This is a genomic window from Microlunatus sp. M237, assembly GCF_056896895.1.
Genome location: NZ_JBXHBL010000002.1, coordinates 180861 through 201504 on the forward strand (window position 1 = coordinate 180861; position 20644 = coordinate 201504).

The following is a 20644-nucleotide window of genomic DNA, read 5'->3' on the forward strand; positions in this document are numbered from 1 at the left end:
CACCTTTCTTGGTCACGAGAAGTACGTACGGGCTGAATTGTCCGGGTGCCATCCTGTCACGCCCGCACAACGCATCGGCCAGGCCCGAACATGGGCTCCTCCCAGGCGAGCGGCCCTACCGGTACGGTGGTGGTCGTTCCGAACCGGAGCATCAGGTCTCACTACGGAGGAAACCGTGAAGCGCAAGAGTTCCCGCGTCGAAGCCGCCAAGGACTTGGTCAGCCCAGCCACCGAAGCCGCCGAGGAGATTCTCCACACGGCCGCCGATCGGATCGGACCTCTGGTCCACACCGCTGCAGACCGAGTCGGGCCGCTGGCGCAGTCAGCCGTCAATCTGGTGTCGCCCTTGGCGCAGCAGGCTGCAGAAGCGGTCACCCCCTACGCCGAGAAGGCCACATCTTTCGTGACGCCGTACTACACCGACCACGTCGTTCCGCTGGCGAACACCGCCCGCAAGCGCGGAGCCCGCGCCGCCCATGACGCCGTGGACGCACTCAGCCCGCGGCTCGACGACGCACTCGACCGGGTCACACCCGCCTTCGAGTCGGCGCGTGACCACGTGCAGGACGACCTGCTCCCCCGACTCACCGGTGCGATCAGCGCCGCTGCCGCCGCTCCTGCCGTGGTCGAGGCCGGCAAGCGGGGCAAGGCGGCGATGGCCGCCGCCCGCGGCGAGCTGGTGCTGCCGGAGCCGGAGAAGAAGAAGAGTGGCTGGCTGAAGAAGCTGGCTCTCATCACCGCCGTCGGCGCTGTCGTGGCGGTAGCTACCAAGAAGCTGCTGGGCGAGAAGGACTCGGGCTGGCAGTCAGCCCGGCCGACCACTCCGTACGCGCCGAGCAGCACCGGCTCGTCCACCACGTCAAGCACGTCGAGCTCGACCACGGCGGCCGAGCCGACCGTGCCGGTGAGCGACCCGGGCGCGACCAGCCCGGCCGAGACCGCTGCCGACGACACGGTTCAGACAGCACCGGTCGAGACGCCGGTCGAGACAGCGCCGGTCACGGCCGAGCCGGTGTCGACCGATGCGACCGAGCATTCGGTCGCCGCGGACCTGAACGACACTCAGGTCGACGGGATCTCACCCGGAGCTGACCGTTCTCGCTACGTCGGCGACGACGTGTACGTCGGCAAGGAGCCGCCGGCCGACTTCCTGATCAAGGGCAACGAGCGGTCGATGAAGTACCACCTGCCCGACTCCGCCGGTTACGTCCGGACGATCGCCGAGGTCTGGTTCCGGACCGAAGCGGCCGCCAAGGAAGCCGGGTTCGTCCGCGCCCAGCGCTGACCCCGCTCGAACTGGCCTCGCCCGATCTGGCCCCGCCCGGTCGGGTCCGGCTCGCTCATGCCGCTGCCCCCGTCCTCTCCGCTGAGGGCGGGGGCAGCGTCGTTTCGCCGGTCGGCCGCGAGCCCCGCCCGGATTGGCCAAAGAAATTCGGTAGGTCGCGCTCACAAATCGTCCACCTCAGAGGCCTTCTTCCACTAAGACCACTGTGGAAGGACTCCGATGCCCTCGATGACCGCGCGACCGCCCGACCTCCCGCCGCATCCAGACGACCCGCACCCGCACGGCTGGGTCGACGCGACACCGTTCCGGGCCCACGTTCTCTTCCTGATGAGAGCCGGCCGGCTCGAGCCGGAGGTGATTGCCTTGCTCGCCGGCGTCTCCCCTCGGCTGGTCGAGCGGCTGCTGGTCGGTCATCGGGGTCGACCGGTCCGTCGGCTGCGCCCCGAATGCGCCCGGCAGCTCTATGCGCTCAGCTGGCCGAGTGTGCGCGACGCCATCCGACGGACGGTCCCGGCGACGGTCGCCCGCGACCAGCTCGCCGTCTTGGTGCAGCGCGGCTGGGAACTCCCCGAGCTCGCCGCCGCGGTGCAGCTGAGTGGTCCGGCGGTGCAGGCCCTCCTGGCGGGGCAGCTGCGGGTCTGCCCGCAGTTGGTGGTGCTCCGCGCTCGGGCGGCGGTCGAGCGGAGTGAACGGACGCGGATACGTCGCGCGGAGCACACCATCGCCGCCCGGGCCGCCTAGGATCGCGCCCATGGCGGAGCCGACGGTGGCGGCGTGACGGTCGACGTGTGGCCGGGCGCGGTCGCCGCCCTGGCCACGGCCGCGGCGATGGCGCTGGGATCAGCCCCGGTGCTCCGTCGCCTCCCGGAACCGGAGCACGGCGACGAGACCAAGATCCCCTACGCCGCTTTAGCGACCAACCGGTTCGTCCTCGGCTGCGCCGCGGCCAGTGCCGTGGCGTCCCTGGTGTCGTGGTGGTGTCTCCCGGGCGCGGTCCAGCCGCTGTGGGCCGTGCTGGCGACCGTCGGCGTCCTGCTCGCCGCGATCGACCAGGTCACCACCTGGTTGCCGTTGGGACTGACCCGGGTGGGATGGCTGGCGATGCTGCTGGCGGCGGCCGGGTTCGTGCTGCTGGGCGCCACACGTGCTGACCTGCTGCGGCTGGTCGTCGGCGCCGGAGCCGCCGGTTTGCTCTATCTGGGCGTCTGGGCGGCCACCCGGGGCGGCTTCGGCTTCGGCGATGTCCGCTTCGCACCACTGCTCGGGGCTGCGGCAGCCAGCTGCTCGTGGACTCTGCTGCTGTGGGGACTGACCCTGGGCACGATGGTCGGGGCGGTGTACGGGGTGGTACGTCTGCTGCGGGGTCGCCGGGGTCCGTTTCCGTACGCGAGCTCCATGCTGGCGGGTGTCTATCTGGGCGCGGTGCTGCTTGCTCTGACCGGAGCCTGAGTCCGCAGGCAGCCCTGTGGATGAGCGCCGAAATTGTCAGTAGTGGGTCGTAAATTGTACGTATGTTCGATTCGAGGATGGAGTTGCCGGCAGACACTGCCGTTGCTGCGGCGCGCGTCGCCGAGCTGCACCCGGCTGCTAGTGGGGACTGAGACCCGGTTGCTGGTGTTCGCCGCGCACTGGGCTGACCTGCACGGACCAGGACCTGATGCTGTGGTTGATTCCGGACCGAACACGGAACACTTTCGCCAGCTCGGTGGCGACGGACACCGCTGGTGTCGGAGTACGCCGCCGGGGAGCTCGGGACGTTGCAGGAGACCACCACCGGTGCCGCGTCGGCGCAGATGGCCGATGCGTTGGATCTGCGGCACCGCTTCCCGCGCTTGTGGGCACGGGTGCTGGCTGGCGAGGTGCGGGGGTGGAAGGCCCGTAAGGTCGCCCAGCACACCCGCCACCTGACATTCGACGCAGCCGCGATGGTGGATGCGATGGTGTGCGGTCCGATCGGGGCGATCTCCTGGGCACGGTTTGAGAACCTGCTGCAGGCGACCGTGATGAGCGCGGATCCGGTGGGTGCGGAGGCACGGGCAAGGTTGTGGGAGGCGGAGCGGTTCGTCCGCGTCGGTCGGACCGAGGTGGGTGGGTTGAAGGTGTTGGTGGCCCGGGCCAATGCTGGTGATGTGGTTTGGTTCGTCGCGATGGTCAACCGCATCGCGGAGATCCTTCAGCTGGAAGGCGATACCGGTCCCGTCGGTGTGCGCCGGTCGAGGGCGATCGGGATTCTCGGTCAGCCGGCGACGGCGCTGGCGATGCTGCAAGCCCATCAGGGCGACCCATGCGATCAGGTCGAACCCAGTACCGACGACCCCGGCAACACCGACACGCATCAGTCGGTGCGGTTCGACGGGCCGGTGGTGGATCCGGTGAAGGCGCGGCCGCAGACCACGCTCTACATTCACCTCAGCCACGAAGCCCTGATGGCCGCAACCCACGAGAGCGCCCCCGACACCGGCGGCGCCGGCCCTCATGACCCCGCGAATCCATCCGTCGTCGGCAGAACCGGGGGTGGGGCCGAAGGTGGCGACCGGCGCACCATCGGTGGCTACGTGGGCCGGATCGAAGGCGACGGCCCTGTCACCATCGACCAGATCCGCCGATTCCTCGCCAACACCCCCAACACCATCACCATCCGCCCCGTCCTCGACCCGAACCCGGCACCGGTAGATGCGTACGAAGTCCCCCACCGCCACCGCGAAGCCCTCCGACTCCGCAACCCGGCCGACGTCTTCCCCTACAGCACCAGCCTCAGCCGCACCATGGACCTCGACCACACCATCCCCTACGCCAACCCAGGCCCACCCGAACAGACCAGCCTGACCAACCTCGGCCCGCTGGACCGACGACATCACCGACTGAAGACCCACGGCCGTTGGCGACTCCGACAACCCGTACCCGGTGAGTACCTGTGGCGATCACCGCACGGCTGGGTCTACCTGGTCACCAACCAAGGCACCCACGCCCTCGGCAACAACGCTTTCACCGACCGCATCTGGCACACCGCCACCGCCATGCAACGCCGACCAGCCCGGGCCGCGCCGGCGGCCAACGCCGCCTGACGGCGACGCCTCCGCTCGGGACTACCGCGACTCAGCGCTCACCGAAGACATACAGCAGCGCCCGACCATAGGCGTCGGCCGCGGTGGACTGCGGTTCGGTGTGGAAGGCCTTGTCCGGCCCGCTCACCGTGACGACGTACGCCTCACCGGCGAGGTCGAGGGAGAGGAAGTGCTCGCCCAGCAGCTCGCGGAGCTGCTCCTCACGCGGCAGCCACACCACGTCGGTGGACTCGACCGAGTCCAGCGCCCACTCGACAGTGCCGTTGAAGTGGAAGCGTGACTCCCCGTCACGCGTGACCAGCTCGACGACCATGTCGCTGACGGTGAACACCGACTCGGAGATCTCTGGTTGCGGGATGAAGAACTGATCGGAGTTCTGCGGCGTCCAGTCGAGGTGCGGAGCGAGACGGGTGGCGAGTTCGCGCGAGATCATGTCAGCAGTATTGCCCGGCACCGCCAACCCGGCACCACCAACCGCTGGGATTGGCCCCTGCGCTGCCGGTCCCAGGCTTGGCGACCACAGTTAGGCTTCTGATCATGACCGCCCCCAGGCCGGGCTGGTATCCAGATCCAGCAGGCACCGCCGAGCTGTATCGCTGGTGGGACGGCGAGGACTGGACGCAGGCGATCAGCGAGTCGGCACACGCACCGGCTCCCGGCGGACCCATGCCGGACCAGACATGGCCGCCCGAGCTTGACGTGGACCCCGCCGACGAGCCTCTCCCCCGCCGCCGGTCGGTGCTGCGCTCTGTGGTGGTCGTCACCGTCTGTCTTGCTCTGTTCGCCACCGCCGGGCTGGGTGCGGGCCTGGTCATCTGGCGTGACGCCTCTCAGCCCCGCTCCGCCGAGCGTGACGTTCCACCGCCCGGCCACTCCCCGGTCGCGACCGCCTCCACCTCGACCCGCCCGACCGGACAGCTGGACGAGTCCACCGGTGTGGCCTCGATCGGGCGGGCCTCGATTCAACTCCCGCCGGAGCCGTACGAGACCTACAGCGACCCGATGACCGTGCCCGGCGTCTTCGACATCTATTTCACTGCCAACGCCGTGATCCACGATCGGTACGACCGGCGCCACGACTGGTCGGCCTCGGTCGGGCTGGCCCACCTCACCCCGACACTGACCGAGTCCGGCGACCTCGACCAGGCCGCCGGAGCCGCCATGAACGCCGTCGTCCAGCGCTTCTTCGGAGGTCAGGCCGACTCGGTCAGTGACCCGACCACCTCTGACTGGTCGGTCGACGGTCACCCCGGCGTGATGTTCACCGCCACGGTGCACTACACGATCGATAAGCTGCCGAGCCGCTACGACGAGGTGACCGTCCTCCTGGTACGCCTCGACGACGGCTCGCTCATCGCCGCCCTGAGCTCGGTGCCCAACGACGCCGACGCCACGACGCGCTCGCTGGCGCAGGCCTCACTGGAGTCCCTCACCGTCTCCTGACGGGTACGCCTCAGCGTACGGAGCGACTGGCCTCGACCCAGGCAGCCAGCTTGTCCCGGGCGGCGCCGGAGTCGATCGCCCGCTGGGCGACCCCGACGTTCTCCCGCAGCTGCTCCACCAACCCGTCGCCGGCCAGCGGACCCGCGTAGGCGGTCAGAGCCGCCGCAGCGTTGAGGACCACGATGTCGCGGACGGGCCCCTGCCGGCCGTCGAGCACGTCACGGACGACCGCGGCGTTGACCGATGCATCCCCGCCCACCAGGTCGGCGACGTCGGCGCGCGCGATGCCGAGCTCGGTCGGGTCCAGCTCGCTACGGTGCACCTCACGGCCGGCGTACGACCACACCGTGGAGGTCGTGGTCGTGGTCAGCTCGTCCAGCCCGTCGTCGCCGTGGAAGACAAGTCCCTGGCCGCCACGCGCGGCGAAGACGCCGGCCATCAGGTCGGCCATCCGGGCGTCGGCCACGCCGACCGCCGAGGCGACCGGCTGCGCCGGGTTGGTCAACGGGCCGAGGAAGTTGAACGTGGTCGCGATCCCGAGCTCACGCCGCGCGGCCGCCGCGTGCCGCAGGGCGGGGTGATAGCGCGGAGCGAACAGGAAGCCGACACCGACCTGCTCAACCACGCGGGCCTGCTGCTCCGGCGTGAGATCGAGCGCCACGCCGAGCTCCTCCAGGACATCTGCTGCCCCGCAGGCCGACGATGCTGAGCGCGCGCCGTGCTTGACCACGCGAGCGCCGGCTCCGGCAGCCACGATGGCGGCCATGGTCGAGACGTTGACCGTGTTGGCCCGATCTCCGCCCGAACCCACGACATCGACCGCCGGGCCCGGCACCTCGATCGGGGTGGCGAACTCGATCATCGTGTCGGCCATGCCGGTGATCTCGGCCACAGTCTCGCCCTTGGCCCGCAGGGCGACGACGAACGCCGCCATCTGGGCGGGTGTCGCCTCACCGGAAAGGATCGTGCCCATCGCCCACGCCGTGGCGTCGGCGTGCTGGTCCTCGCCACGGACCAGGGCGGACAGCACCTCTGGCCAGCGGTTGCCCTGACTGGTCATCGCAGAATCGTCATCGCGGTCGTCAGGCTGACTGAATGGTGCCGGCCAGCCGTTCCCGCAGCAGCGAGGCCACGGTCGCCGGCAACCGGACCGGATCCACCGGATGCCCGACGACGCCGTCGGCGCGCGACCAGGTCGCCAGCCAGGCGTCGTCAGCACGCCCGGTCAGCACCACGATCGGCGGGCAGCCGAACACCTCGTCCTTGAGCTGGCGGCACAGACCCATGCCACCGGGCACGGCCTCGCCGTCGAGGATGGCCAGGTCGATGCCACCGGCATCCATAGCGCTGATCACGGCCGGCTGGGTGGCGACCTCCACCACCGTCACCGGCGGCAGGTCACGAGCCACCTTCCGGCCCAGCGTCAGCCGCACGTTCTCGCGCACCGTGCGGTCGGAGGCGTACAGCAGCACGGTCAGGGCTTCCGGAGCGGACTGGCTGTCGTGCGCACTGCTCATGGGATACCTCACCGGGACGGCGGACGGGACGGCCCGATCGTATCGCGGGCGGGCAGCGACGCCGAGAGGGTGTGCCCGGGCGAGCCCCAAGGTGACCTCAGGCGTTTGTCGGGCAATAATGACCGTGTGGCCATTCACACCTCCGACGCCCACGGCGCGCCCGTCGTGCCCCACGGTGCCCTGCACCCCATCGCGCAGTCGCGCCTGCGAGGGACTCCAGGCAGACCCGACATGGTTGCCGTCGGCACCATCGTGTGGCTGGCCTCGGAGCTGATGTTCTTCGCGGCCCTGTTCGCCGCGTACTTCACCATCCGCAACGTCACCAACGCCCAGGGCGCAGCCGCGGGCACTGGCACTTTGTGGGACACCGAGACGGCGCTGCTGAACATCCCGTTCGCCATCGCCAACACCACGGTGCTGGTCGCCAGCTCATTCACCTGTCAGATGGGCGTCTTCGCCGCCGAGCGCGGCCAGGTCGGCCGGACCGGCTCGTTGCTGCAGATCAAGGGCTGGGGCCTGCGCGAGTGGTACGTCCTCACCTTCATCATGGGTGCGTTCTTCATCGGCGGCCAGGTGTTCGAGTACGCCGAGCTGATCCACGAGGGCCTGACCATCTCCTCCAACGTGTACGGCTCGGTGTTCTTCCTGGCCACCGGTTTCCACGGCCTGCACGTGGCGGGAGGTCTGATCGCCTTCTTGCTGCTGCTGGGGCGTACGTTCCTGGCCCGCACCTTCACCCATGAGCAAGCCGTCAGCGCCGTTGTAGTGTCCTACTACTGGCACTTCGTCGATGTCGTGTGGATCGCCCTCTTCGGGGTCATCTATCTCCTGCGCTGACCATAGCGACACGCCCAGCGTGACCGAGGCTCCGCATCCAGGAGCTCTCCCCGAACCGAATACCTGTTGACTGCATAACCGAGAGGGACCCCCAGTGCGATTTCTGAGTTCGAGACGACGGCACCCCGCAACGAAGGCGCTGATGCTCGTCTTCGCGCTGTTCGTCATGGGTGGCCTCTACTCGGTCGTCGCCCCGGCCCCACAGGTGGCCGCAGACACCGGAACCAGCCAGCAGGTGGCTGAGGGCCGCACCCTCTTCGCCGTCGGCTGCGCCTCCTGCCACGGGCTGAACGGCGAGGGCAACCAGTCGGGCACCGTGCTCGGCCCGTCGCTGGTCGGCGTCGGCGCAGCCTCCGTCGACTTCCAGGTCGAGACGGGACGGATGCCGATGGCACGACCCGCCGCGCAGGCACCGGAGAAGCCCAACGTCTACACCGAGGAGCAGATCGCCGCCCTGGCCGCGTTCGTCGCGTCGCTCGGCCCCGGTCCCGACGTCCCCGATCCCTCGCAGTACAGCGGCGAGGGTGTCTCCGAGGAGGACATCGCCCGTGGTGGCGAGCTCTTCCGCACCAACTGCTCGGCCTGCCACAACTTCGCCGGCGCCGGCGGCGCACTGCCCAACGGCGGGTACGCCCCCGCGCTCTACGGCGCCAGCAACGAGCACATCTATGAGGCCATGATCACCGGCCCGCAGCAGATGCCCGTCTTCTCCGACCAGGTCGTCACCCCGGACGACAAGAAGGCGATCATCGCCTACCTGAACACGCTGCACGAGCAGCCCAACCAGGGCGGTCTGACCCTCGGCGGGCTCGGTCCGGTGAGCGAAGGCCTCTGGGCCTGGATCATCGGCATCGGATCCCTGATCGGCTTCTCCGTCTGGATCGCAGCCAAGGGAGCCAAGGCACGATGACCGACATCCTCAAGCACGAGCCGAATGTCGTCGACCCCGACGACCAGCGCCACCCGGTGCCCGACCCCGGCATCGAAGAGCACGTCCCCCGGCTGACCGACGTCGACGAGGCGGCGGCCGACCGGGCCACCCGGCAGGTGGCCACCATGTTCGGCCTGGTGCCGGTGCTGGCCATCTTGTTCGTCGTCATCTACTTCGCGGTGCCGCGGACGGCATTCATCGACTTCGGCCCGCTGCACGCCAACGCCCAGCACGTCGGGCTCGGTCTGACCTTCGGTCTGGCGGTGCTGCTGATCGGCATCGGGGCCATCCAGTGGGCCCGGCAGATCATGGGCGACGAGGAGATGACCGACGAGCGCCACCCGGTCGCCTCCTCCGAGGAGGATCGCAAGGCGATTCTGGCCGACCTCAACGCGGGTATCTCCGAGTCCCAGATCACCCGCCGCAAGGTGCTCGGACGCAGCCTGGGCGGCGCTCTCGCCCTGGTCGGCCTGCCGGCCATCGTGTCCTTGGCCGACCTCGGACCGCACCCGACCAGGAAGGTGATCGACGCCACCATCGCGCGCACCATCTGGGCCGAGGGCGTCCGGTTGGTCAACGACATCACGTACCAGCCGATCAAGGCCTCCTCCCTGGTTCTTGGGCAGCTCGTCAACGCGGAGCCGGAGAACCTCCAGGATTTCGAGGGCACCGAGTTCCTCGTCGAGAAGGCGAAGGCAGCCATCATCATCGTCCGGATGAACCCGGAAGCGATCAAGATCCCCGACTCCCGCAAGGACTGGGCCGTCGGCGGCATCCTCTGTTACTCCAAGATCTGCACCCACGTCGGCTGCCCGATCAGCCTGTGGGAGCGACAGACCCACCACCTGCTCTGCCCGTGCCACCAGTCCACCTTCGACCTCGGTGACTCCGGCGTCGTCGTCTTCGGACCGGCCGCACGTGCACTGCCCCAGCTCCCGATCACTGTCGACGACGAGGGCTACCTCATCGCCCGGGGACCGTTCACGGTGCCCGTGGGTCCCAGCTACTTCGAGCGCGACTCGCGCGGTGATTTCAAGGAAGGTCAGAACTGATGGCCAAGCCAGCAGCGACCGTGACCACCGAGCCCAGTCTCGAGCCTCGTACCCCTGAGCCCCAGCTCGGTCCGGTGTTCAAGGCGGCAGCAGGACCGGCGAAGTGGGCTGACGACCGTCTCGGGCTCGCCGCCCTCGGTCGCAAGAACCTCCGCAAGGTCTTCCCCGACCACTGGTCCTTCTTGCTCGGTGAGATCGCGCTCTACTCCTTCATCATCTGCTTGCTGACCGGTGTGTTCTTGACCATCTGGTTCAAGCCGTCGATGGGTGAGATCGAGTACGACGGCTCCTACCAGCTCCTCAAGGGCCTGCACATGTCGGAGGCGTACGCCTCCACGCTCGACCTGTCGTTCGACATCCGTGGCGGCCTGCTGATGCGGCAGATGCACCACTGGGCGGCGATGCTGTTCATCGCCGCGATGATCGCGCACAGCCTGCGAGTGTTCTTCACCGGCGCGTTCCGCAAACCGCGCGAGATCAACTGGCTGCTCGGTGTCGGCCTGTTCTCCATGGGAACGATCGAGGGCTTCGCGGGCTACTCGCTGCCCGACGACCTGCTCTCCGGCACCGGTCTGCGGTTCGTGGACGGCCTGGTCCGCTCCGTCCCGATCATCGGCACCTGGGTCGAGTTCTTCGTCTTCGACGGCGAGTTCCCCGGTGACCTGATCATCCCGCGGCTCTACATGGTGCACATCCTGCTGGTTCCGGCCCTCATCCTCGGCCTGATCGCAGCGCACCTGGCGCTGGTCTTCTACCACAAGCACACCCAGTTCCCCGGCCCGGGCCGGACCGAGCAGAACGTGGTCGGCTACCCGCTGTTCCCCGTCTACATGGCCAAGGCCGGTGGCTTCTTCTTCATCGTCTTCGGCGTCATCATCTTGATGGGCGCCCTGATGCAGATCAACCCGGTCTGGACGTACGGTCCGTACAACCCGGCCGAGGTGACCGCCGGTTCGCAGCCGGACTGGTACATGGGCTTCGTCGAAGGCGCCATCCGGATCATGCCGAACTGGGAATGGGCCATCGGCAACACCACCTGGTCGTGGAACGTGTTCATTCCCGGCGTCGGCGGGATGGGCCTGCTCTTCGGTCTGATGGCGATCTACCCGTTCGTCGAGCGGTGGGTGACCGGCGACGACCGGGAGCACCACCTGCTCGACCGGCCGCGCAACGCACCGACCCGGACCGCCTTCGGTGTGGCTGCCATGACCGGTTACGGCATGTTGTGGATCGGCGGCGGCAACGACATCATCGCCACCCAGTTCGACCTGTCGCTGAATGCGGTGACGTACTTCCTGCGGGTCGCTGTCTTCGTCGCCCCGGTGATCGCCTTCCTGGTGACCAAGCGCATCTGCATCGGCCTCCAGCGGGCCGACGCCGAGAAGGTGCTGCACGGCTCGGAGACCGGCATCATCGTCCGCGACCCGTCCGGGTCGTACTCGGAGGAGCACGTGCCGGTGAGCCAGGAGCTGGCCTTCACCCTGACCCAGCACGACGAGCCGCGTGCGCTGGGCGAGCTGAGCGACGAAGAGCTGGCCCAGATGACGTCGAAGGAGGCTCGCCGGGAGCGGCTGCGCCGCCGCGCCACCCGGTTCTACTTCAAGGACGATCTGCGCAAGCCCACCCGCGCAGAGCTGGAGGAAGCCGCTCACCATCACGCCATCGAGGCCGGTCGCCACGATGGCGAGGACGACGGTGACGGCCATGGGAATGGCAACGGTAATGGCCATGGACACGGCCACCACGAGATCACCTCCTCCGGCAGCTCAGCGCTGGGATCCGACGACCGCTAGCGCCACAGCTCGGATCACCGACGACCCGCCCCCTCCTGCTTCGGCCGGAGGCGGCGGGTCGTTCTGCGCTGTGGCCTTGGTCACTTCTGCTCTCCGCTGCAAACGATCGCCGCACCACCGACGTTGACACCGGTGGACTGGAGATGACCAGACAGACGAAACCGACGCGAGCGACGACGAGGACATGAGCACCGACTTCCGCACTTCCCGCCCCGACCGACCGACGACCAGCACCGACGAGAAAGAGCCCGACGCGGAACCCAAGCGCCTGTTCGACCTGTCGATCGTGCAGGTGGCGGGCGGCGCCCTGGCAGCCATGACCGCCGCGGCGCTGGGATCCCAGCTCGGGGTGGGCGGCACCATCCTGGGCGCGGCTGTGGCCAGCGTGGTGGCCGCCGTGGCCAGCGCCCTTTACACCGCGTCGCTGAAGCGCACCTCCCAGAAGGTCCGTACGGTGTGGACCGGCCGGGTGTCGACGGGCGCAACGCTGCAACCCACCCGCGACGCCGCCAGGCCGGCGGACGCCCCGGCGGGCGGCCAGCTCCCGCTGCTGCCGGAGCCGGACGAGCCCTCGCTCCCCCGACGCAGCGTGCTGCGCTGGCGGACCGTCGTGGTGGGCGCGGTGGCAGTGTTCGCGCTCGCGCTCGCCACCATCACCGGTCTCGAGCTGATCTCAGGCTCCCCGTTGTCCGGCGGCGAGGGCACCACCATCAGCCAGGTCGGCGAGGACAGCGATCAGGAATCCGGCGACGTTCAGCAGGACCAGGACAACGACCAGGGGGTCGATCCCAGCACAGCGCCCGGTGACCGCTCGGACGACGCCGAGACCAGCGCCGAGCCGAGCGCTCCGGCGGCTGAGACGACAGCCCCGACGTCGGAGCCGTCTACGGAGAACACCACCGAGCCGAGCGCACCGGCGGCCGAGCCGACCGACGGGCCGAGTGCGCCGGCCAGCTCGGAGCCGACCGACACCACCCGCGACTCGGGTGACGGTGCCACCAGCGGCTCGGACAGTGAAGGCAGCGGCTCAGACGGCGGCGACGCCACGGACGCGCCGACCGGCTGAGCGCGCCCGTTCAGGCGGTGAGCGGCACCCAGTGATCCGCCGGCACGGCCTCCGACGGCGGCGGGGGCGGCGGCGGGGTGCCGTCCCCGAACGGCCGGCCACCCAGCTCCTCGCGGTGATGCGGTGTCAGCCAGTTCGCCAGGTCCGGGCCCTTCGGCACGATCCGGGTGGGGTTGATGTCGGTGTGGACGATGTAGTAGTGCTGCTTGATCTGCACGAAGTCGGTGGTGTCACCGAAACCGGGCGTCTGGAACAGGTCGCGGGCGTACGCCCAGAGCACCGGCATCTCGCTCAGCTTGCTGCGGTTGCACTTGAAGTGACCGTGATAGACGGGGTCGAAGCGTGCCAGGGTGGTGAACAGCCGAACATCGGCCTCGGTGATCGTGTCGCCGACCAGGAACCGCTGACCGGCCAGCCGCTCCGAGAGCCAGTCCAGGCGTTCGAACAGGCGGTCGTACGCCTTCTCGTACGCGGCCTGGGAGCCGGCGAAGCCGCACTTGTAGACCCCGTTGTTGACGTCGCGGAACACCAGCTGCGACACCTCGTCGATCTCGTCGCGGAGCCGCTCGGGATACAGATCAGGGGCGCCGTCTCGGTGGAACTGGGTCCACTCGGTGGAGAAGTCGAGCGTCATCTGCGGATAGTCGTTGGTCACCACGGCCTTGGTCGGGATGTCCACCATCGCCGGGACGGTGATGCCGCGGTCGTAGTCGGGCGCCCGGGCGAAGAAGGCGTCCTGAAGGCGCTCATAGCCCAGGACGGGATCGACCCCACCGGGGTCCAGGTCGAAGGTCCAGCTCCGCTTGTCATGGGTCGGTCCGCAGATGCCCATCGAGATGGCGCTCTCCAGCCCGAGCAGTCGGCGCACGATCACCGCACGGTTGGCCCATGGGCAGGCCCGCGCCACGATCAGCCGGTAGCGTCCGGCCTCGACCGGGTAGCCGTCCCGGCCGTCTGCGGTGATCCGGGTGGGGATGTAGTTGGTGTCGCGGTTGAAGTCGCTGCCGGTGACGACGTACGCCCCTCGGGTGGAGAACTCGTCACTGGTCCGTGGGTCCGTCGTGGTGTCGTCGCTCACATCGCCAGCCTACAAGGCTGAATGCGACCGGCAGTCTAATGTTGAGCCGGTGATCCCCGCCGTACCCGCGCGACCGAACCGCACCACCGCCGCGGGCGGTGACCGCTCGTGATCGCGCTGCTGATCGCTGCGGTGACCTCATTGCTGTACTCACTGCTGTTGACCCCCTGGTTCGGACGGCTCTTCGGCCGGATCGGCTGGACCCAGCTGATCCGCGTCGACGGCCCGACCACCCACCACGTGAAGCGCGGCACACCGACCAAGGGCGGCATCGTCTTCCTCAGCGGTGCCGTGGTCGGCTATCTGGTCGGCCATGGGCTTGCTCCCGGCACCCCGATCACCGCCAGTGGCCTGCTGGCGCTGTTCTTGATGGTCGGCCTCGGCGTGGTCGGCTTCTTGGATGACTTCACCAAGACCCGCCGACAGCGCAGCCTCGGCCTGACCGGCTGGCAGAAGATCGGCGGCCAGGTGCTGGTGACGACAGTCTTCGCCATCTTGGCGCTCCGGTTCGCCGACCCCGTCACCGGTCTGTCCCCCGCCTCCACCGCCATCTCGTTCGTCCGGGACCTGGCCTGGCTGGATCTGTCCGCGCTCGGCCCGGTGGTCGGGCTGGTGCTGTATCTGGCCTGGATCAACATGTTGTCGGTGGCCACGTCCAACGCGGTCAACGTGACCGACGGTTTGGACGGACTGGCCGCGGGCGCGACCATCATCGCGCTCAGCGCGTATATGTTCATCGCCTTGTTCCAGTCCCGCCAGGCCTGCCAGAACCTGCGCCCCGGCGACGAGTTCGCCGAGAAGTGCTTCGCGGTCCGTGACCCGCTGGACCTCGGGATCGTGGCCGCTGCGCTCGCGGCCAGCCTGGTCGGCTACCTGTGGTGGAGCGGGCCGCCGGCGTCGATCTTCATGGGCGACACCGGCTCTCTCGGCCTGGGTGGTGCCCTGGCGGCCCTGGCCATCCTCACCCGTACCGAGCTGCTGCTGATCGTCATCGGCGGCCTGTTCTGCATCGTCACCGGCTCGGTGATCCTGCAACGGGCCTACTTCAAGGTCACCCACGGCAAGCGGATCATCCTGATGAGCCCCCTGCACCACCACTTCGAGCTCAAGGGCTGGCCGGAGGTGCTGATCACCGTGCGGTTCTGGATCCTGGCCGGGATATGCATGGTCGCCGGGGTGGGGATCTTCTACCTGAGCTGGGTGTCGGCCTGAGCTGGGTGTCGAGCGGGAGCCTGCACTAGGCCACCGGCTCCGTGGTGGGGTCGGTCATCGCCTTGGCCAGGCCGAACCCGTCCGGAGCGCGATACTGCGGTGCCTTGGGGCTGCTGGTGCGCTCAGAGTTGGGCAGCGGCGAACCGTGCGACAGCACCTGCTCGGTCGGAGTCAGCTGCCGGATCGCAATGACCTCGACGCGCTCGGGCTGCTCGATGGCGAACTGGGTGTAAAGATCCGGGTCGTGCTGGCCGTCGTCGCCCACCAGCGCCCACTTGATCTGCGGGAAGTCCTCGGCCAGCTGACGCAGGTTGTTGCGCTTGTGCTCCTGGCCGCTGCGGAACCAGCCGGTGTTGGTCGGACCCCAGTCGGTCATCAGCATCGGGCCGGTCGGATAGTCGTGGCGCCGCATGAAGTTCATCAGGTTGGGGGCGGTGTTCCACGCCCCGGTGGAGAGATAGAACGTCGGCGCGCCGGGCCGGTCGGCCAGCAGCTGGCGATAGAGCTCGGGCATCCCGGGCACCACCTTGCGGGCGCTCTCATGGCGGACGAAGGTGTTCCAGGCCGCGATCAACGGTCGCGGCAGGGCGGTCACCACGATGGTGTCGTCGATGTCGCTGAGCAGCCCGTGCTGCACGTCGGCGGCGATGATCAGCACCCGCAGCTCGACCAGCTTGCCATCTCCGAGCCGGAGCCCGACCTCGTTCCACCCGGGGGCCAGGCCATGGTCCTCCAGCCGTACGTCCAGATAGCCGCCGCGGTCGGTGGTGACCGTCCGCTCACCGGTCGGCAGCAGGACGGTCACCTCGACGGCCGGGGCCGGAGCGGCGAAGAACACCCGCCAGCCGCGGTGCCGGTCCGGGTCGTCGGCGTGCCAGACCCGTTCCTCGCCCGGGCTGTCGCCGGGCAGCGCGCGGGTCAGCACCACCCGACCGAGAACCCGTACCATCTGCTCGTTGCCATAGCTGATGTAGCTGATCAGCCGCTCGAACCAGCCGCGGCGCCGCAGCACCCGACCGAGCACGGCACTGAACCGGTCTTCCGCGACGGCGGCGATATGAGAGCGTCCCATGTCCATAACCTAGTGGCTGGGCACCTGCTGCTCCGACGGGCGGGTGCCGTCGATGCGACAGCAGGCCAGCACGCCGCTAACTTGGGTCCTCAAGCACGGACCCGACTGACCGAAGGCAGCACCATGAACGAACGCGCGGGCCGGAGCCGGAGCGATATCCGCCGGTGGCGCCAGTACCTGGCCGACGAGCGGGCCGAGGCCGCCGTCTACCGCGATCTCGCCGGTCGCCGCCAGGGCGAGGAACGCGACATCCTGCTGGCGCTGGCCGACGCCGAGTCGCGCCACGAGGCGCACTGGCTGCAGCTGCTCGGCAACGATGTCGGGCACCCGCTGCGGGGCGACCTCCGGACCCGGCTGCTCGGCTGGTTGGCCCGCCGGTTCGGCTCGGTCTTCGTGCTGGCGCTGGCTCAGCGGGCCGAGGCCCGCTCCCCGTACGAGCAGGACTCCGACGCCACCCCCCGGATGGCCGCCGACGAGCGGATCCACGAGGAGGTCGTCCGCGGCCTCGCCGCCCGGGGTCGGAGCCGGTTGTCCGGCTCCTTCCGAGCCGCCGTCTTCGGGGCGAACGACGGCCTGGTCAGCAACCTGTCGCTGATCATGGGCGTCAGCGCCAGCGGGGTCTCCACCAACATCGTGTTGCTGACCGGGCTGGCCGGGTTGCTGGCCGGCGCGTTGTCGATGGGAGCCGGCGAATATGTATCGGTCCGGTCCCAGCGGGAGCTGCTCGAGGCATCCTCCCCCGCCACCGACACCCACACCGTGCTGCCGGCTCTCGACGTCGACGCCAACGAGCTGGCGCTGGTCTACCGGGCCCGCGGGATGGCGCCGGACGAGGCTGAGACGCACGCCGTGGAGATGCTCCGCGAGCTGCGCCAGGACCTGGCCGCGCCGGCAGTGGAGGTCGACGTCGACGAGCACGAGGCCATCGGCACCGGACTGGGCGCTGCGGTGTCCAGCTTCTGCTTCTTCGCCTCGGGGGCGGTCATCCCGGTGCTGCCGTATCTGTTCGGCCTGTCCGGGCTGACTGCCGTGGTGGTGGCCGCCGTGCTGGTCGGTCTGACGCTGCTGGCCACCGGTGCGGTGGTCGGCCTGCTGTCCGGCGCGTCACCGCTGCGGCGTGGCGTCCGCCAGCTGCTGATCGGCTACGGCGCGGCCGCGATGACGTACCTGCTCGGGCTGGCGCTGGGCACCGGTCCGGTCTGAGCCGGCAGCGACGCAGCTCAGGAGCGTACGGGCGCCCGCCGGCCCGCCACTTCGGCGCCCGCGTGGGCGGACATGGTCAGCGTCTCCACCAAGGGGAACACCATCACCACGGCGAGCGCCACGAACGCGGCCTGGTAGTCGAACAGCCGGTCGTCGGCGACCGAAGCCGCCTCACCGAGGGCGTCGGCCGCCCGCAGGGCCAGGGCACCGAACGCCACCCCGAGGCCGGCGGCCAGCTGGCCGACCGTGGACGAGAACGTGTTGGCCCCGCTCAGGTCCTCCGCCGCGATGTCGGCGAACTGGATCGAGTTGTACGCGGTGAAGCCGATCGACCGGAAGGCACCGCTGACCACCAGCACCGCGGCGATCACCGGCCACGGGGTCTGTGGGGTGATCAGCGCGCAGGCCACGAAGGTGAGGGCTGAGCCGACGATCCCGGCCAGCAGGACGGTACGGAACCCGAACCGGCGGATCAGCGGCGTCGTGGTGGGCTTGATGCCGAGATTGCCGATGAACACCGCCATCACCAGCAGGCCGGAGCGCACCGGCGACCAGCCGAACGCCTCCTGGAACATCAGCGGCAGCAGGAACGGGACGGCGCAGATCACCAGCCGATAGACCGCGCCACCGGTGTTGGACTGCCGGTAGGTCGTCACCCGCAGGATCGACAGGTCGACCAGGGGATGCTCGCGCCGACGCATCCAGCGCACGGCCACGGCGCCCAGCACGACGGCGACCAGGACCCCGCCGACGGCCAACGGCCACCGCGCCTCGACGCCCACCTGCTCGAGGCCGAGCACCAGCGCGCAGGTGGCGGCGGCGAACAGGGCGAAGCCGACCCAGTCGAGTCCGGCCACTCGCTGCGGCGCGAGATCCGGGACCACCCGCAGCGCCACCACGAACGCCAGCACCCCGAGCGGCAGGTTGACCAGGAAGATCCACTCCCAGGGCGCGTAGGCGCTGATCAGCCCGCCGAGCGTCGGCGCGATCACCGGCGCCACCAGGCTGGGCCAGGTGAGATAGGCGATGGCCTCCAGCAGCTCACTCTTGCGGGTGGCCTTCAAGACGACCAGCCGCCCGACCGGCACCATCATCGCGCCGCCGAGACCCTGCAGCACCCGGGTCAGGCACAGCGTGAGCAGGTCGGGGCTGAGGGCGCACAGGCCGGAGGCGAGGGTGAACACGACGATGGCAGACAGGAAGATGCGCCGGGCGCCGAACCGGTCAGCGAGCCAGCCGCTGGCCTGGATCCCCACCGCCAGCGCCAGCAGATAGCTGGTCATGGCGGCGTTGATGGCCACCGCCTCCACCCCGAGGTCGGCGGCGATCGACGGCGCCGCGGTCGCGATGATGGTGCCGTCGAGGTTCTCCATGAAGAGGGTGCCGGCGACGAGCAGCGCCAGCGGCCGGTTTAGTCCGCCGGGCCCGTCAGTTCTCGTCATGGCGCTCCTTCTCATCAGCATTGCGGCGGGATCACGCTATAGCGGTCCGGGCGTCGTCTCGCCGCGGGCGGGTCATAATGGCTGGCGTGCGCTTCCTGACGAGTCCACCTGCCCACGATCTGACCTACGCCGACGTGTTCATGGTCCCCCGCCGCTCGGCTCTCACCTCACGGCTCGAGGTCGACCTCACCAGCACGGACGGGATCGGCACCACGTTGCCGCTGGTGGTGGCCAACATGACGGCCATCTCCGGCCGACGGATGGCCGAGACCGTCGCGCGGCGTGGTGGGGTCGCCATCATCCCGCAGGACATCCCGACCGATGTGGTGGCCCAGGTGATCGCCAAGGTGAAGGGCTCACACCCGGTCTATGACACCCCGGTCTCGGTCGATCCGCACACCACGGTCGGTGAGGCGCTGTCGCTGCTGCCGAAGCGGGCGCACGGGGTGGTTGTCGTCGTGGAGGGGGGCCGACCGCTCGGTACGGTCAGCGAGGCTGACGGCGTCGGGGTCGACCGGTTCGCCCAGGTGCACGAGGTGATGTCGGACGATCTCCTCACCGTCTCGGCGGGGATGGCGCCGACCGAGGTGTTCGACGCGTTGGCGACGCGGCACCTGGAGGTGGCGCTGGTGGTCGACGGTGACCAGCTGCTCGGCGTGATGACCCGCAAGCACGCCCTCCGCTCAACCCTCTACACCCCTGCCCTGGACCCCGACGGTCGGCTGATCATCGGCGCCGCGGTCGGCATCAACGGTGACGTCGCCGGTCGCGCCGAGGCGCTGCTGAGTGCCGGCATCGACGTGCTGGTCGTCGACACCGCCCACGGCCACCAGGAGAAGATGCTGCAGTCGCTGAAGGCGGTTCGCGAGGTTCGGGACCGGCAGGCCGAGGCGGGCGGTCGGCGAATCCCGCTGGTGGCGGGCAACGTGGTCGCCACCGACGGCGTGAACGACCTGATCGACGCCGGCGCCGACGTGGTCAAGGTCGGCGTGGGCCCGGGCGCCATGTGCACCACCCGGATGATGACCGGGGTCGGGCGTCCGCAGTTCAGTGCCGTGCTGGAATGTGCGGCGGCGGCCCGCGCGGCGGGAAAGTCCATCTGGGCCGACGGCGGTGTCCGCTACCCCCGCGATGTCGCGCTCGCCCTGGCCGCCGGCGCCGGCAGCGTGATGATCGGCTCCTGGTTCGCCGGGACGTACGAGAGCACCGGCAACCTGATGACCGACGCTCAGGGCCGGTTGTACAAGGAGTCCTTCGGCATGGCCTCCGCGCGGGCGGTCAAGCTGCGGACCAAGAGCTCGTCGGGCTTCGAACGGGCCCGGGCCGGGCTGTTCGAAGAAGGCATCTCTTCCTCGCGGATGTATCTGGACCCGGAGCGCCCGAGCGTGGAGGACCTGATCGACTCCATCGTGGCCGGCGTCCGAAGCAGCTGCACCTACGCCGGCGCGGCGACGCTGGAGGAGTTCCACTCCTACGCCGTCGTCGGGGTCCAGGCGAGCTCCGGCTATGACGAGGGACGTCCGCTGCACGCCAGCTGGTGAGCCGCACCCCGTTCCCGGCCCGGTCCCGATCCCGGCCGGGACGCGCGCCAGGCGTACGTTGGGAGCGACCCTGATCTCCGGCACCGCTGTGCCGGGCAACCCGCAGG

Annotated in this window: 19 protein-coding genes; 13 read left to right on the forward strand and 6 right to left on the reverse strand. The window is 69.4% G+C overall.

The features are described 5' to 3' along the window. The first annotated feature begins 175 nt into the window (after nucleotides 1-175). The 4 genes from AC1XX3_RS07060 to AC1XX3_RS07075 all read left to right on the forward strand — a co-directional run bounded on the left by AC1XX3_RS07060 (nucleotide 176) and on the right by AC1XX3_RS07075 (nucleotide 4350). Complete coding sequence (locus AC1XX3_RS07060; RefSeq protein WP_483320379.1) at nucleotides 176-1285, forward strand: sunset domain-containing protein; 1110 nt, start codon at nucleotides 176-178, stop codon at nucleotides 1283-1285. Nucleotides 1286-1513: 228 nt separating this feature from the next. Beyond that, entirely contained in the window at nucleotides 1514-2026 is a 513-nt protein-coding gene (locus tag AC1XX3_RS07065; RefSeq protein ID WP_483320380.1) for a hypothetical protein, read from the forward strand. 33 nt (nucleotides 2027-2059) lie between these two features. Then, nucleotides 2060-2734, forward strand: a complete 675-nt coding sequence (locus AC1XX3_RS07070; protein ID WP_483320381.1) for an A24 family peptidase — start codon at nucleotides 2060-2062, stop codon at nucleotides 2732-2734. A gap of 275 nt (nucleotides 2735-3009) precedes the next feature. After that, entirely contained in the window at nucleotides 3010-4350 is a 1341-nt protein-coding gene (locus tag AC1XX3_RS07075) for an HNH endonuclease signature motif containing protein (RefSeq protein ID WP_483320382.1), read from the forward strand. A gap of 31 nt (nucleotides 4351-4381) precedes the next feature. Here the strand turns inward: AC1XX3_RS07075 and AC1XX3_RS07080 are convergent, their stop codons facing one another. Next, nucleotides 4382-4783 (reverse strand): pilus assembly protein CpaE, encoded by a 402-nt coding sequence (locus AC1XX3_RS07080; protein WP_483320383.1) that lies wholly within the window; start codon nucleotides 4781-4783, stop codon nucleotides 4382-4384. Nucleotides 4784-4887: 104 nt separating this feature from the next. Between AC1XX3_RS07080 and AC1XX3_RS07085 the strand changes: the two genes are divergently transcribed. Next, nucleotides 4888-5793, forward strand: a complete 906-nt coding sequence (locus AC1XX3_RS07085; RefSeq protein ID WP_483320384.1) for a DUF2510 domain-containing protein — start codon at nucleotides 4888-4890, stop codon at nucleotides 5791-5793. 10 nt (nucleotides 5794-5803) lie between these two features. Here the strand turns inward: AC1XX3_RS07085 and trpD are convergent, their stop codons facing one another. Further along, a complete protein-coding gene (trpD, locus tag AC1XX3_RS07090; RefSeq protein WP_483320385.1) occupies nucleotides 5804-6853 on the reverse strand; it encodes an anthranilate phosphoribosyltransferase in 1050 nt (349 codons plus the stop codon). A 22-nt stretch (nucleotides 6854-6875) separates the two neighbouring features. Further along, the gene (locus AC1XX3_RS07095) at nucleotides 6876-7310 is read right to left on the reverse strand and encodes a response regulator transcription factor (RefSeq protein ID WP_483320386.1); all 435 of its coding nucleotides are present in this window, start codon (nucleotides 7308-7310) and stop codon (nucleotides 6876-6878) included. A gap of 126 nt (nucleotides 7311-7436) precedes the next feature. Between AC1XX3_RS07095 and ctaE the strand changes: the two genes are divergently transcribed. The 5 genes from ctaE to AC1XX3_RS07120 all read left to right on the forward strand — a co-directional run bounded on the left by ctaE (nucleotide 7437) and on the right by AC1XX3_RS07120 (nucleotide 12989). Next, nucleotides 7437-8147, forward strand: coding sequence for an aa3-type cytochrome oxidase subunit III (ctaE, locus tag AC1XX3_RS07100; protein ID WP_483320387.1), 711 nt, complete (start codon nucleotides 7437-7439; stop codon nucleotides 8145-8147). Nucleotides 8148-8241: 94 nt separating this feature from the next. Then, entirely contained in the window at nucleotides 8242-9057 is an 816-nt protein-coding gene (qcrC, locus tag AC1XX3_RS07105; protein ID WP_483320388.1) for a cytochrome bc1 complex diheme cytochrome c subunit, read from the forward strand. Beyond that, on the forward strand, nucleotides 9054-10130 hold the full coding sequence (qcrA, locus tag AC1XX3_RS07110) for a cytochrome bc1 complex Rieske iron-sulfur subunit (RefSeq protein WP_483320389.1): 1077 nt from the start codon (nucleotides 9054-9056) through the stop codon (nucleotides 10128-10130). The genes qcrC and qcrA overlap by 4 nt, the downstream gene beginning before the upstream one ends. Continuing rightward, on the forward strand, nucleotides 10130-11923 hold the full coding sequence (gene qcrB / locus AC1XX3_RS07115) for a cytochrome bc1 complex cytochrome b subunit (protein WP_483320390.1): 1794 nt from the start codon (nucleotides 10130-10132) through the stop codon (nucleotides 11921-11923). The genes qcrA and qcrB overlap by 1 nt, the downstream gene beginning before the upstream one ends. Before the next feature lie 184 nt (nucleotides 11924-12107). Beyond that, complete coding sequence (locus tag AC1XX3_RS07120; protein WP_483320391.1) at nucleotides 12108-12989, forward strand: hypothetical protein; 882 nt, start codon at nucleotides 12108-12110, stop codon at nucleotides 12987-12989. Between the two features lie 10 nt (nucleotides 12990-12999). Here the strand turns inward: AC1XX3_RS07120 and AC1XX3_RS07125 are convergent, their stop codons facing one another. Continuing rightward, nucleotides 13000-14067: a glutathione S-transferase family protein gene (locus AC1XX3_RS07125; protein ID WP_483320392.1), complete on the reverse strand. Its 1068-nt coding sequence runs from the start codon at nucleotides 14065-14067 to the stop codon at nucleotides 13000-13002. Between the two features lie 108 nt (nucleotides 14068-14175). On the opposite strand from AC1XX3_RS07125, the gene mraY reads away from it, so the two are divergent. Next, the gene (gene mraY / locus AC1XX3_RS07130; protein WP_483320393.1) at nucleotides 14176-15279 is read left to right on the forward strand and encodes a phospho-N-acetylmuramoyl-pentapeptide-transferase; all 1104 of its coding nucleotides are present in this window, start codon (nucleotides 14176-14178) and stop codon (nucleotides 15277-15279) included. 25 nt (nucleotides 15280-15304) lie between these two features. Here the strand turns inward: mraY and AC1XX3_RS07135 are convergent, their stop codons facing one another. Further along, nucleotides 15305-16351, reverse strand: coding sequence for an App1 family protein (locus AC1XX3_RS07135; RefSeq protein ID WP_483320394.1), 1047 nt, complete (start codon nucleotides 16349-16351; stop codon nucleotides 15305-15307). Nucleotides 16352-16474: 123 nt separating this feature from the next. Here AC1XX3_RS07135 and AC1XX3_RS07140 point away from each other — a divergent pair, with 123 nt between their 5' ends. After that, complete coding sequence (locus tag AC1XX3_RS07140) at nucleotides 16475-17554, forward strand: VIT1/CCC1 transporter family protein (RefSeq protein ID WP_483320395.1); 1080 nt, start codon at nucleotides 16475-16477, stop codon at nucleotides 17552-17554. A 17-nt stretch (nucleotides 17555-17571) separates the two neighbouring features. Here AC1XX3_RS07140 and AC1XX3_RS07145 read toward each other — a convergent pair whose 3' ends face one another. Further along, a complete protein-coding gene (locus AC1XX3_RS07145) occupies nucleotides 17572-18996 on the reverse strand; it encodes an MFS transporter (RefSeq protein ID WP_483320396.1) in 1425 nt (474 codons plus the stop codon). 77 nt (nucleotides 18997-19073) lie between these two features. Here AC1XX3_RS07145 and AC1XX3_RS07150 point away from each other — a divergent pair, with 77 nt between their 5' ends. Then, on the forward strand, nucleotides 19074-20537 hold the full coding sequence (locus tag AC1XX3_RS07150; RefSeq protein ID WP_483320397.1) for a GuaB1 family IMP dehydrogenase-related protein: 1464 nt from the start codon (nucleotides 19074-19076) through the stop codon (nucleotides 20535-20537). Nucleotides 20538-20644: the final 107 nt, after the last annotated feature.

Excerpts from the sequence above, each read along its gene's own strand:
- qcrB (WP_483320390.1), top strand. The coding sequence starts at position 10,130 with ATGGCCAAGCCAGCAGCGACCGTGACCACCGAGCCCAGTCTCGAGCCT.
- AC1XX3_RS07135 (WP_483320394.1), bottom strand. The coding sequence starts at position 16,351 with ATGGGACGCTCTCATATCGCCGCCGTCGCGGAAGACCGGTTCAGTGCC.
- AC1XX3_RS07150 (WP_483320397.1), top strand. The coding sequence starts at position 19,074 with ATGGCTGGCGTGCGCTTCCTGACGAGTCCACCTGCCCACGATCTGACC.
- trpD (WP_483320385.1), bottom strand. The coding sequence starts at position 6,853 with ATGACCAGTCAGGGCAACCGCTGGCCAGAGGTGCTGTCCGCCCTGGTC.
- AC1XX3_RS07080 (WP_483320383.1), bottom strand. The coding sequence starts at position 4,783 with ATGATCTCGCGCGAACTCGCCACCCGTCTCGCTCCGCACCTCGACTGG.
- AC1XX3_RS07085 (WP_483320384.1), top strand. The coding sequence starts at position 4,888 with ATGACCGCCCCCAGGCCGGGCTGGTATCCAGATCCAGCAGGCACCGCC.
- AC1XX3_RS07120 (WP_483320391.1), top strand. The coding sequence starts at position 12,108 with ATGAGCACCGACTTCCGCACTTCCCGCCCCGACCGACCGACGACCAGC.
- AC1XX3_RS07065 (WP_483320380.1), top strand. The coding sequence starts at position 1,514 with ATGACCGCGCGACCGCCCGACCTCCCGCCGCATCCAGACGACCCGCAC.
- qcrA (WP_483320389.1), top strand. The coding sequence starts at position 9,054 with ATGACCGACATCCTCAAGCACGAGCCGAATGTCGTCGACCCCGACGAC.
- AC1XX3_RS07145 (WP_483320396.1), bottom strand. The coding sequence starts at position 18,996 with ATGACGAGAACTGACGGGCCCGGCGGACTAAACCGGCCGCTGGCGCTG.
- AC1XX3_RS07140 (WP_483320395.1), top strand. The coding sequence starts at position 16,475 with ATGAACGAACGCGCGGGCCGGAGCCGGAGCGATATCCGCCGGTGGCGC.
- AC1XX3_RS07095 (WP_483320386.1), bottom strand. The coding sequence starts at position 7,310 with ATGAGCAGTGCGCACGACAGCCAGTCCGCTCCGGAAGCCCTGACCGTG.